The sequence below is a fragment of the uncultured Sulfuricurvum sp. genome (assembly GCF_937936435.1).
Classification (GTDB): domain Bacteria; phylum Campylobacterota; class Campylobacteria; order Campylobacterales; family Sulfurimonadaceae; genus Sulfuricurvum.
Genome location: NZ_CALDDG010000122.1, coordinates 1 through 12,837 on the forward strand (window position 1 = coordinate 1; position 12,837 = coordinate 12,837).

Here is a 12,837-nt window from a genome sequence, read left to right on the forward strand (position 1 = left end):
CTACTGCAATCAGTGTAAAACCCTCGTCAGTGTCCAAACATGTCCGCACGGACATCATCACCATATCTCATACCATTCCGAATCGATTTTGGAGCTAATGCAGCAAGGGCTTCTCCCGCCTGCCGTACCGGTACGTAAAGAGATCTCCGCGATGATCGTCTCTTCTTTGTATCCGAAACGATTTAAAAACCTTGCAAAACTTTATTACGATATTATGCCGGTCAACGGCCTTCTTGAAGAGCATAGCGAAAAAGATTTTTACGTCGAACTTATGCGGCTTTACCAAACTACTTCACTCACCTAAAGGAGAATTATGAACCTTCGATGGTTTTTTTTGACGGTCGGTTACAGCGGTCTCTCGCCTAAAGCTCCCGGAACGGCAGGGACACTTGTATCTTTGCCGCTGGGTGTAGCGATTTTGCTCTATCTTGGACCGCAGACTCTCTTTTTAGCCGCGATTTTGATCAGTGTCATCGCGATTAAACAAATCAATATCCATGAAAGCATTTCACTGCATCATGATGACAGCCGTATCGTGATCGATGAGCTGGCAGGGATGTGGTTTGCCCTCTCGATTGCACCGGGAATCGGTTTTGGTTTTCAAGAGCTGCTTCATTGGGAAAACGGCATTGCGCTGCAAATCTTTCTTAGCTTTCTCTTTTTTCGTATTTACGATATCAAAAAGCCCTCCATTATCGGTCGGATCGACCGGGAAACCAAAGGGGGATTAGGCGTAATGGGAGATGATATCGTCGCGGGATTCGCCGCCGGCATTACGGCGGCAATCGTTTGGCAGATTATTCTAAAATCAGCTCTTCTCTAACTGACCACGCGGTTTCTACCCGCTTCTTTTGCTTCATAGAGTTTTTCATCGACACGGCGCATCAACGAGTCGCCGTCTTCCCCTTTTCGCCATTGCACGACACCAAAAGAACATGTCAGCCTCTCTACAGGAGAAAAATCGCTCTCTTCTATTTTTTTGCGCAATGTCTCCGCCAGATTCGATGCCGATGAAAGCTCATTATCCGGAAGTAAGATCGTAAACTCTTCTCCTCCCCACCGGGCGACGGAATCACTTTTACGGATTCCCCCTTTCAGCAGCAAAGCCAGCTTTTTCAATATCTCGTCTCCGACAAGATGACCGTAAGAATCATTTACTTCTTTAAAATGGTCGATATCGATGAGAATAATCGACATCGAACGTTTATAGCGTTCCGATAGCGATATCGAATGTTCTAGCACTTTATCAAACTGAAAACGGTTCGCAACGTGTGTCAGGATATCGTTTGTAGCCAATTCGTTGAGCATCGTTATGTCGGTAAAAACAACCACGTAACGTGTCTGTTTTTTATAAATCATCGTTTGTGCATGAACCGTAAATGTAGAAATTTCTCCGTTTACCGCCATTTTGACTTTATGCTCTTTGATATGATAATAAGTAAGATACTCTATCCATGTCAGCCCCTCATTCAGCGGCTGTAAATACTCTCCTGAATTGCCTTTTTCGAAATAATCGCTTACTGATTCGTGTTCCGCATAAAACGATTTTAAATTGCTGTAATTGAAGTAATCGAAAAAAGATTGATTCGCATAGATAATTTTATTTTTTTCTATTACGACCACGATATTTTTCTGTGAATCCAATATGGTTTTGATATAGCGTTCCTGCAAATTCACTTTGCCGATCAGCATACCGAAAGCATATTCAAAAAGGCCCCAAAATAATCCGACAAGGGCCAGAGTGAGGACAATAGCCCCGGTTAAGGTCTCGATCGTATTTTGATACCCTCCGGTGACATCCTCGATACACAGAATAACACCGATATTTTGATTTTCTCCGTTTTTCAAAAAAATCGGATTAATCTCATAGTTTTTACGTGAATATCGGATGTTTTTTGGCGCTAGAGAGGGATCGTGCGCGATATAGGCATAAATAATCGGCCATTGTTCCTCACTAATCGAAGTGAATCGATACGTGCCGATGCCCGCTTTATAGCGTGATTTATCGGCAGCCGCCAGCATATTCTCGTGCAGCAGCAGCAGATTATCCGATCCGGTCACTTTTTTGATCTTATCGACAAAATATTTGGTATCGATTCCAAATTCCACCGCACCTAAATATACTCCGCGATCTATTACCGGAACGATAACCCGAAATGCGAGTCCTTGCACTCCCCATTCAAATCCTGAAATCATCCGGTGTGTCCGATGTACCGATCGTAACATAGGCCGCTTTAACGCGATATTGTCTCCGTACTCCTCTTTGCGATGCATCCGGATCAGCGAATGTCCGTCAGCCGCATGAAACTGCATAATGATTAAATAAGGGTTTTCTTCTCGGAGAGTTTTATATCGAGGCAGGGTCAGACGGTATAACGCCTGCGAATCTTTTTTTTTCATCGCATCGATAATACCGTTCGAACGCATATTGGCATAAGCTCTGAAAACATAAAAATGTTCTACATCTTTAACGATTGTATCAAACGCCATTTTGACATTTTCGGAGGCTCTTTCGGAGCGTTCGCTTGAAAAACGCTCCTCATTCGCTATATAAAAAAAAGTAAAGACTGAAGATACGGCGATAACGATTAGAGCGATTATCAACTGTACCCGAAGCTTATAGTTCATTTCAGCCCTTTAATTGTTTCTTAGACCATCATCGGATCATCCGTCGGCTCAATTTCTTCGAAATCTTCTACGATCTGATCGAGCATTTTCTGCGTTTTTTTGATTTTATCAATATTCGCGTCAAAAATCGCTTTTGATGCCGGAAATGCCTCTGAAAGTTCTCGGTAGATCAAAATTCGTCCGCCGAAATGACGGTTGAATTCATCAAAAGCTGCTCGAAGATATGCTTTTTTCACCGTGTGGCGAAAGAGTGCTTTAATCATCCGTTTTCGTTCGCTGATCGGGATCGATTCGTCGATCGCTTCGGCAACCCGTTTGATATCCAGACGGGAAAAATAGACGCCGCTGTGATAGGGAGCCAATAGTCGGTCGCTTAGTTCGTCGACGAATGCGGGAACCGGCTCTGTATCCGATTCGCCTTCTTCCGAAGTCAAACATTCTCCGCTTTCACATTTTTCACGTACAAACTGATCGAATTCCGCTTTCAAATCATTTAAATCTTGAGGATTCATACTCTTTCTCCTGTAGTTAGTTCATAAAAGTAATGGCACATAGAACGCATTGCGATCTCATCGGGAAAATCATCTCGATCGGCATATCGCTGCAACGCTTCGGGCATTATCAGATCCCCGATCAATTTCCCCTCTTCGATGCGGACACAATCGCAATGACCGTTTGCCGCCGCAGATTCGCTCAGATCATCCATTAGGGCAAAAGCCTCTTCCTGATATTCGTTTGCGATGATAGCACCGTTTAATTTCGAACTGCGCATTTGCGAGATTGTAAAGACGACATCGTCAGGACGGATGTTCATCGGAATCATCATGGCATTAACGCGGTTCTCTTTATATAGCTTGTTCAACGTTACCGAGAAACGGCTGCTGTGCGCCTCTTCGGCAATATAGCCGTAGAGTTTGGTCTCGGCTGTAATACTGTTGTCATTATTCATCATTTTCATAACCCCCAAAGTTCACGCGCTTCTTCCTCTTCCAACTGACAGCGTCGGCAAACCTTTTCACCCGCCACCGAGCTGAAAAGTCCATCGCATTCGTCACATCGGCGTACCGAGAACGTCACCAGATTTTGGACTGCCGGTTCAAACCACTCTTTAAGATTATAGGAACTCGATACGCTCAAAGCATCTGTTGCACATACGTCATGACACAGATGGCATTTGACACACAAAAAAGGGTCAAAGTCGATCTTCGAATTACGGATATCAGATGTCAGTGCTCCGGTCGGACATACCCGATAGCACATTTCGCATGCCGTACATTTTGTCTCATCCATCAGTTTTTGGGAGGTAAACCCTATTCTTTCGGCATCAACGACATGATAAAGCGAAGGTCTTTCGCTCCGCTTCAATGCCGTGAAAAAAAGCTTGCGGCGATCCGTTATTTTCTTCGTCCGCAATCCCGACGTGTGAGACGAATCGATCGTATACTCGATAAACTCATCCGTCGTTCGCGTTATCTCTTTCTCGAAATCCTGACGGACTTTTCCCAACCCTTTAAGATGAAAAGTTTTAAAAAAATCGCGCCGATCTTTTTCCTCTTCGGCTTCACCCGAATGACCCAGCTTTTCATCAAGTACTCGGTACGGAGACTCGATCGCTTCGAGAAGATAATTGGCATCGTCTTTCATCCGTTCGATGTGTTCAAGCACTTTTTCGCCGATCGAACACTCAAAACAGTGCCCTGTATCGAGAACCAACCCTTTTTTCAATCCGCTCAGCGACACCAGATATTCCGTGCTCAATGCCGCAATACAAGGGACATTCTTTTGACAGGAGATGATATTCTCCTGCGACGCGACAAAAGAAAAGAAAAACTCGGTAGGCGAAAAATCATCCAGATTCAATGCTTCCGTCGGACAAGCGCTGACACACCCTGCACACCCGACACACAACGCATGGTTAATTGAGGGAAGCCGTCCTGTAAGCGTTATTGCACCGCTCGGGCAGATCTGCTCGCAATGGCGGCACTCGGAATTCGTACTCAACGCACGAACGCATCTTGAAGGGGAAAAGGCTAACAAACTCACGATACGGCCAAAGCACTCAATGTTTCATGATCGGATAAAATAAACTCCAATGCCATTTCCGCAGCATCGTAATAGAGCGGTGTACGCGATTCGTATTTCATATTGATGAGATACATCGGTGCCCATTGCAACAAATGCGTGTTCAAAAAGCGATACTGAACGTTTTGCAATTCGGCTATTGCATCGGTATCGTTTTCACTCATCGCTTTGCGTTGCGCTTCGCACAAATGGTACATAAACTCCATCTCGATCCCGATATGGTCGGCAGAGACGACACGTGCCACTTCATAATCGACCAAAAAATCATAGGCGCTGTAAATGTCGGTCACAGGATTAGCGCCTCCCGTCTCGATCATCTGATCGCTTCGGGTATAAAACGTCTCATAGGGTACGAGATGCAAGATCGAAAGATTGGTAAAATCGGGGTTCAAATACCCCTCCAATATCTCTTGGTTCGAAAGTTTGCTTCGGGGTTCCCACTCTTTCCAATGTGGAAAAAACTCCAAAACAGTCGGATCGTTTTTAAGTGTTTCCAAGACATCGTTATCCAGTTCTTGGAGCAATATTCGAGAGAGTAATGCATATATATTGCTTCGAGCAATGATCTCATCCATAACGGTTAGGCCTTTAATAAGTGATTATAGGATTGTAGCCTAAAGGGCTGAAAAGCCCTTTAGATGTCCTTATTAGACAGAGAAGAGAAAGGAATTACCCTTTGATGTTCACATCATACGCCGCAGCATCGAGTTTGACCCATGGGCGGAAAATGTGTTTTGGTCTACGCAATTTAGAATTGGAGTCCAAACCGCGCGTAAGATCGTCTCTCCACGCTTGGTAGATTTTAAAGTTATTTTCATAATTAACGAAAATATCTCCGATTTTATCACCTGCCTGTGCCGGTTCGAGCAATACTTTCTGGTGCCAGCAGTGCATACCCGAAACAGGGTCCGGATGCGCTGCGGCAACCGCATTTTGCCATGAGCCCGAAAGGCCGTCCCACCAGATATTTCCGCTGTCGCGGTTATACTCGGCAAAACGCTCGGATTCGAACGGTTTGATCCCCTCGACGTATTTGAGTTTACCCTCTTTGCCGTCCATTTGGATCTCAGCAACCGGAACACCGAAACTGTTGATACCGGTCGTACCGCTGTAATCGTCGATTTTAGTTTGAGCCCCTTCTTTACCCGCATTTGCAGGAGATTCGTTCAAGAACTCTTTATTGGTCAAATCGCGTGGTGCGGCACCGGGTGCTACTTTACCGTCGCTTACACCGTTTGGAATGTTAACCGCATTGGTCAATTTCCAGCGTCCGCCGTGGTGTGAACACGCCAAGGTACCCGGCAATACACCTTCCGTCGGAATAGCCATCGCAACGAAATGTCCGCTCTCCAATCCGGATACAGTATCGACGATTCGAACACGAATAGCATCACCGCGTTTGAATCCGAGGCGCTGTGCATCTTTGGTCGAAATCCAGATCGGATCGTGGTTTTGGCTGATCTCCATCAAATGTTTGGAGTTAGCCGAACGGGTGTGAATGTTATACGGCAAACGGAAGACCGTATTGAGCGCAAACGAATTATCTTCTTTCATATAGAAATGGTTGACATGTGAAAGGATATGTACCATTTCGGCTTTTTCTTTATCGTTACGAGGGTAGATTGCCATCGCGTATTCCGGCCATTTCCACTCTTTGGCTACCCATTGGGTATAGACATCGAGTTTACGGGTCGGTGTTGTATATCCCTGTACTTTTTTACCGTCGATTTGGATACCGATTTTTTTCGGTTTACCGCTGTCATCCATGACCGAAACGATACCGTTGGCATCGACGCTCATCGAAGCGGCATCGTATTTGTGCTCATACGACTCTACTTTGCCCTCTTCCACTTTTAATTCGCGTTCTTGGACGTTATAGATTTTATCTTCTTCAAGCCATGTACCGTGGTCACGCATATACGCATACACCGGAAATTCTTCTTTCGTATAACGTTCGTCATTCATTACGGTCTCGTACAGTTTCGGAAGGTTATCCCCAAATGCGGCATCGTACCACTCGGCGATCGTGACCGGTTTGCCCGGATGACGTTTCGATTCCCACATTTGTTTGATTCCGAGAGTTCCGTCCGGATCGATATAATTGACACAAAGGTCGAACATGAACTCGTTCTCTTCCCATACTTCGCCCAAACCGGCCTTAATATGCGCTTCCAAAGTAGCGCGAGCCGGATTTTTCGGTTTCCAGCCCGATTTTTCGAGTGCAACACGCAAAACCGGTTGACGGAAACTCGTCCAACGTGCCGGAATTGTCGCTTCAGAGTGTTGGTCATGCCGTTCACCCGCCAGTCCTGTCGGAAGGACATAATCCATATACCAATTGGTTTCAGACCATACCGGAGAAAGATTAATGGTCAATTCCATAATCTCTTCATTTTTCAACACTTCCAACCAGCGGAAACCATCCGGATTAATCCATACCGGATTATACATACGCGGCATGTATACAGCCAATTTACTCGGTACGTTCAAACCGCGATCGTTCCATTTTTTCTGCCATGCTTTATCGCTGAGCAAATGCGGAAGCAAGAATGAAAGTTCATAGGTCGAGAGCGGCCATTCAGGGGGCCATGTCAATTCGTTCCAAACATTGACTTTCGGTACGTCTTTACCCGACTTCCCTTGACCGACTGTTGCACTTCCCCCTTTTCCGCCTACAGCAATATCATGCCAGTGATACATTCCAGTTCCACCGACATTACCAACCGCTCCGCGTAAACCGGTCACAAAGAATACCGCCTTACCGTTCATCCATCCGCCTCGGTTACCCGCTGCCGTTGCACGCCATACGTATGTCGAAATCGCATCTTCCGCCCAAATAAACATATCGTACAGTTTCTCGAGTTTGTACGCAGGAATATGGGTTTCTTTGACTGCAAACTCAAGGGTATACGGAGAATACATCTCTTTTAGCAGTTCCAGATAACTCTCAAAATCGCGTCCGGTAGGAAGCTGTGAAATATACCCTTTGCTCACCATAAAATTGAGATATTCATCGTCTTTCATCAACGTATCCCAGTTAAACCAACGTTTAACAAAAGCGCGGTTGACAAGGTTCTCATGCAAAATGCGGTTTGCCAAATATAGATAAATCGCCGATTCGGTTCCCGGCCACGGCGCCAGCCATAGATCGGCAATACCGGCAGAGTTAGACAAACGCGGGTCCATTACGACCAGTTTTGCCCCTTTTTTACGCGCATCGGCGATAAATCCCGCCGCTTGTTGGAAATAGTGTCCCGCATCCGCTGCGTGTGAAGAATTCAGGAAAATCAATTTTGCATTTGCCCAGTCGGGACTGGTACGGTCATCATTTGCAAATTGAATTAATGGCGTACGTCCGTTAGCCGAACAGATGTTCGTATGGGAGTTGTAAGAATCGAGTCCCAACGTTTCCCAAACTTTCGGCACAAACCCGTTTTCATTCGGGCGTCCGATATGATACATGACCGATTTACGGGAGAGTTCATCCCCTTTTCGAATCGTATCGCCCATCTTTTTACCGATGGTGCTCATCGCTTCATCCCACGTGGTTCGGATCCATTTACCTTCACCCCGTTTTGAACCCGGAGCACGTTTCAACGGGAACGGGATACGATCCGGATCGTACATTTGTGACTGAGTCGCATACCCTTTCGCACAGTTGCGTCCGCGAGATCCGGCATGAAGCGGATTCCCCATGTATTTGCGTACGGTAAAGGTTTTTTTATCAATCCATGCCGTCAAACCGCATGATGCTTCACAGTTCGAACATGCCGTCGGAACGATCATAAAATCATGTACCAAAATACCGTCAGGGTTTTCTTCGCTTTGTACGCCGTGACGGTTGATACCGCCGCGTTTCCAATCCGTACCGTCAAGCTCTTGGAACCCTTCCCATTGATCCAACGGAGGGTAAAAAGAGAGCGTATCAGGCGTGTTGGTAAATTTACTGTTGTTTACCGATTCAGCAACCGCATCCGTTGAAAAGACACCTTTCGCGATCGCGGCGCCGGCGACGGTAATTGCAGTCCCTTTTAAAAATGTTCTTCTACTTTCTAAATACATAATACCCTACCTCTTTAGCTCATGTTTAACAATTGCGGAATAACAAGCCATACATGTTTGGCTACCCACAAACCGACCAGCGCCGACACGGCAGCGATCTTTAACAAATAGTACGATTGATTTTTCAAACTGAGACAGATCAATGCCATCGGCGCTAAATATGCCATCACCTGACCGATCCAGAACATAACGGTATATTCGCCCCCTTTGACAAATGCCAAAGTAGCCGCTACTTCTTCAGCTTTCATAGCGCCGAAAATATATTCGGACATATACAAAATAAACGCTGCAAATGCACTCAACCCTAATACGATGCCAAGATCGCGTTTAACCGGATCGGAAAATTTGTTTCCGCCGAGCAAAATCATCGTTGCCGATCCCGCCAGTAATGCCGCAAGAATCATCTGTGCCGCTTCCGTCGGCATTTGCCATAATTCGCGAGCCGTCGATTCCGCCATCAAACCTGCGGTATACAGTGTTACCGGAATGGCTAAAAGAGTTGTCCAGCCTAATAGCTTATCGTACAGCGCAACATCTTTTTTCATATAAATCGCATACGCCATTGCAAAAAGCAATCCGACGAAAGCGGTTGCCATCCATGCGCCGACGGTAATCGCCGATGTCAAATGCGGATGAGCAAAGATATGCCAGAAACGGAACATCTGATGCAAATCGATTACGGTAAAGAAAAGGAAAATATGGATGAAAACGATTGAAACCGCTACAATCGGAAAACGGATAAATGCCGTTTGCTCGGGATATTTTTTCAACAAGAAAAATCCGAGGAAAATAATCCCTGTCCCCACACTCTTTGCCCACATATTCATAGTAATAATCCAACCCCATACAATTCCAGGAAGAGCGACATCAAGTGTTACAACCGCATGGGTTGCCGCAAGTGTTTCATGTACCATTAGTGGTGCCCTCCTACAGGAAGATGGGTAAGTTTATTAAAGAGGTTATGCCCTTCGACACGCTCAGATGCCAACGGATTAAGCTGAACGTTGCCACCGCCGACATAATAATGGTGAGGATCGGTCCCTTTTTCCGGTTTGCGCACCTGTACATCGCCTTGATGCGACTGAATATATTTACTGATATTGGAAGTCGGATCATCCAAATCACCGAAAATATTGGCTTCAACCGGACAGGCTACAACACACGAAGGCATCATGGCACTGGCGATACGGTGGGCACAATATGTACATTTATCCGCCGTCTGCGTTTGGGGATCGATATAGATAGCACCGTAAGGACATGCCATTACACAACCTGCACAACCGATACAACGCTCTTTGTCGATATTGACAATCCCATTTTCCAAATAATGAAGCGCGCTAACCGGACAAATACGTTCGCACGGTGCGTTGGCACAATGGTTACAACGCAGCGGCGTGAATGTCCGCTTGGTCTCAGGAAACGTTCCCACATCTATATATTTGACACGAAGACGCCATGTACTAAGAGGAACTTCGTTTTCCACTTTACAGGCGATCTCACAGCCCTTGCACCCCATACATAGGTGAAGGTCTACCAAGAAACCTAATTGCATTTATTCTCCTTATTCCTGCTTCACACTACAGAATTTTTCATGTCATAAGTAACATGAATAACTATTATTCGATACCGTGATTACAAGCATTTGACGGCATTTCTGCTGGGTTCATGGTAGCCAAAATAGCTTTAACTGAAACTAAAAGACAACCCTGTTTTGCTATAAGTTTTTGATATTTGTAACCGAATGGAGACTTTCCCCGAAAAGGGGAAATTTTATTGAACAAGATATAAAGTTTTATTGATTTTAGTTATCTAAGCGGCATCGGACGGAAGCTTCGTGAGCACCCAATCCTTCTGTGTTGGCGATAAGGGCACATGCTTCGCCGATCTCATTAATCGCCTGACGGGAAAAAGAGATAATAGAAGATTTTTTCATAAAATTCTCGACTCCCAAAGGAGAATAGAATTTTGCAGTCCCTCCCGTCGGAAGGGTATGATTCGGTCCTGCTACATAGTCACCGATCGCTTCAGGGGTATAGTGCCCGAGAAAAATCGCTCCGGCATGTTTGATCGAAGGGAGCAATGCAAACGGATTATCCGTCGCAACTTCCAAGTGCTCCGGTGCGATCTCATTCATAAGACGTACCGCTTCTTCCATTGATTCCGTCACGATGATCGCAGCCCGTTCTTCGATCGATTTGCGAGCGATCGCTTCGCGGGGAAGTTTCTTGAGCCACACCTCGATTTCGACAGCACAGGCATCGGCAAACTCTCGTGAGGGCGTGATTAAAATAGAGCTTGCCATCTCATCATGCTCCGCTTGTGAGAGGAGATCGATAGCAATATGGCTAGGATTGGCCGAATCGTCTGCCAATACCCCGATTTCGCTCGGTCCGGCGATCATATCGATATTCACTTCTCCAAACACCATTTTTTTCGCCGTCGCTACGAAAATATTACCCGGTCCCGTAATCACATCGACTTTCGGAATCGTATGAGTACCGTAGGCCATAGCCGCAATTGCGCTGGCACCTCCGACTTTAAATACTTCACTCACCCCGCACAAATGACACGCCGCCAACAACAACTCGTTCGGTTCGTTATCCGGTGTCGGTGTAGTGACGACGATATGTTCGACTCCCGCAACCTGCGCAGGTATGACATTCATCAACAGGGAACTCGGATAAGCGGCTTTTCCTCCGGGAATATAGAGGCCGGCACGATCGACCGGAGTTACTTTTTGCCCTAAAATCGTCCCGTTAGCTTCGGTATCGAACCAACTTTTCGGAAGTTGTTTTTCATGGTAAGAGCGAATACGCTCATATGCCAAATGAAGAGCACTTTTTAGCGTCGGCTCCAGAGCGTCATACGCCCGTTTCATCTCCAAGGGATCAATACGCAGTTCTCCCCCCGAATCCGGAGTCCATCGGTCGAATTTGCCGATATGACGGATCAAAGCGTCATCGCCGTCGGATCGAATCTCATCGATTAGCCCTTTGACGATTGAAGAGACATGTTCCATGTCCATCTTACCCCGCCCCAGCAATTCCGCGAATACCGCTTCAAAATTTGCATCATCGGTTTTAATCAGAGTCATAGCTATCCTTTTTACTTTTTCACAGCGCTTTTAGCATATTCTTGTTTGACGATGTCTAAAGCTTTAATGAAGTCGCTGCTCTCGACCGCACCCATGATCGGCTCAAACATCGGTTCGCCGTTCGGTTTTAAAAACCATGTCCCGGGTGTACCCGGTACAAATAACTGTCGCGGAAACAAGGGGTTTTCATCGATATACGCTACCGCGCTGACGAAATCTTTATTGAGTTTTTCAACAACTTGGGGATTTTTCAACGTTGTCCCTTCAAACTGAACACAAAAATGGCAATTATGATTCGATACAATAAACATGATCGGCTTATTTTGTACTTTCGCTTTTGCTACGGCGCTGTTGTAATCTTTTTCCCACTTGATTCCGGCACCGAATACCAAAGCGCCTGAAAAGAGAAGAGCTAGCACTATTTTTTTCATTATTTGACCTTTTTTAGAATCTCTTTTGCAATATCGGAAATCGTTTTATCTTGAACGTCGATAATAATATCTGCCACTTTTTTGTACGATACGGCACGTTCTTCATAGAGTTTTTGCGCTCTCTCGACATCTTGAAACAAAGGGCGTTTGCGTAATTTTTTTTCGGCGTCCGGATGTTCGAGAATCCGTCGATAAATCACTTCAAACGGAGCGGATAAAAATACAACCGTCCCTATTTTCGAAAGATTAGGGACTTTGAAAAATCCTCCGCCTGTCGAAATCAGCGTCCCTTTTACCTCTTTTTGAAGCCATAAAGCTACTTTGCGCTCTAACGCCCGAAAATACTCTTCACCCTCTTCGGCAAATATTTTCTTGATACGCCGATTTTCCATACTTTCGATAATATCATCCGTATCAAGGGCGATCATGTCGCTTTGTTTGACGATTTCACGGGCAACCGAACCCTTCCCGACACCCATAAAACCGATCAGTACAATATTTTTCATTTATAACACACTTTAATCATATAATGGTGCAATC

The 12,837-nt window shown here is 45.6% G+C and carries 12 protein-coding genes and 1 pseudogene; 2 read left to right on the plus strand and 11 right to left on the minus strand.

Annotation, left to right across the window (positions count from 1 at the left end; genetic code table 11):
- Together Q0389_RS11295 and Q0389_RS11300 are read left to right on the plus strand one after the other, a co-directional pair.
- Positions 1–304, plus strand: a pseudogene (locus Q0389_RS11295) (sulfate adenylyltransferase); the annotation flags it as partial.
- Positions 305–313: 9 nt separating this feature from the next.
- Complete coding sequence (locus Q0389_RS11300; RefSeq protein ID WP_298694213.1) at positions 314–823, plus strand: phosphatidylglycerophosphatase A; 510 nt, start codon at positions 314–316, stop codon at positions 821–823.
- Here Q0389_RS11300 and Q0389_RS11305 read toward each other — a convergent pair.
- From Q0389_RS11305 to Q0389_RS11355, 11 genes are all read right to left on the minus strand, one after another.
- Positions 820–2,628, minus strand: coding sequence for a diguanylate cyclase (locus Q0389_RS11305; RefSeq protein ID WP_298694214.1), 1,809 nt, complete (start codon positions 2,626–2,628; stop codon positions 820–822). The two genes, Q0389_RS11300 and Q0389_RS11305, sit on opposite strands and share 4 nt — an antisense overlap.
- 20 nt (positions 2,629–2,648) lie before the next feature.
- Complete coding sequence (locus tag Q0389_RS11310; protein ID WP_298694216.1) at positions 2,649–3,140, minus strand: hypothetical protein; 492 nt, start codon at positions 3,138–3,140, stop codon at positions 2,649–2,651.
- The gene (locus tag Q0389_RS11315) at positions 3,137–3,580 is read right to left on the minus strand and encodes a hypothetical protein (RefSeq protein WP_298694218.1); all 444 of its coding nucleotides are present in this window, start codon (positions 3,578–3,580) and stop codon (positions 3,137–3,139) included. Before Q0389_RS11315 ends, Q0389_RS11310 begins: the two co-directional genes overlap by 4 nt.
- 2 nt (positions 3,581–3,582) lie before the next feature.
- A complete protein-coding gene (locus Q0389_RS11320) occupies positions 3,583–4,629 on the minus strand; it encodes a 4Fe-4S binding protein (protein ID WP_298694219.1) in 1,047 nt (348 codons plus the stop codon).
- Positions 4,630–4,667: 38 nt separating this feature from the next.
- Positions 4,668–5,285, minus strand: a complete 618-nt coding sequence (locus Q0389_RS11325; protein WP_298694220.1) for a molecular chaperone — start codon at positions 5,283–5,285, stop codon at positions 4,668–4,670.
- A gap of 94 nt (positions 5,286–5,379) precedes the next feature.
- Positions 5,380–8,772, minus strand: coding sequence for a molybdopterin-dependent oxidoreductase (locus tag Q0389_RS11330; RefSeq protein ID WP_298694222.1), 3,393 nt, complete (start codon positions 8,770–8,772; stop codon positions 5,380–5,382).
- A 14-nt stretch (positions 8,773–8,786) separates the two neighbouring features.
- Complete coding sequence (gene nrfD / locus Q0389_RS11335) at positions 8,787–9,686, minus strand: NrfD/PsrC family molybdoenzyme membrane anchor subunit (RefSeq protein ID WP_298694223.1); 900 nt, start codon at positions 9,684–9,686, stop codon at positions 8,787–8,789.
- Positions 9,686–10,324, minus strand: coding sequence for a 4Fe-4S dicluster domain-containing protein (locus Q0389_RS11340; protein ID WP_298694226.1), 639 nt, complete (start codon positions 10,322–10,324; stop codon positions 9,686–9,688). Before Q0389_RS11340 ends, nrfD begins: the two co-directional genes overlap by 1 nt.
- Positions 10,325–10,573: 249 nt before the next feature.
- Entirely contained in the window at positions 10,574–11,866 is a 1,293-nt protein-coding gene (gene hisD, locus Q0389_RS11345; protein WP_298694228.1) for a histidinol dehydrogenase, read from the minus strand.
- A gap of 11 nt (positions 11,867–11,877) precedes the next feature.
- Positions 11,878–12,297, minus strand: coding sequence for a DUF255 domain-containing protein (locus Q0389_RS11350; RefSeq protein WP_298694229.1), 420 nt, complete (start codon positions 12,295–12,297; stop codon positions 11,878–11,880).
- A complete protein-coding gene (locus Q0389_RS11355) occupies positions 12,297–12,803 on the minus strand; it encodes a shikimate kinase (protein WP_298694231.1) in 507 nt (168 codons plus the stop codon). The genes Q0389_RS11350 and Q0389_RS11355 overlap by 1 nt, the downstream gene beginning before the upstream one ends.
- Positions 12,804–12,837 lie beyond the last annotated feature (34 nt).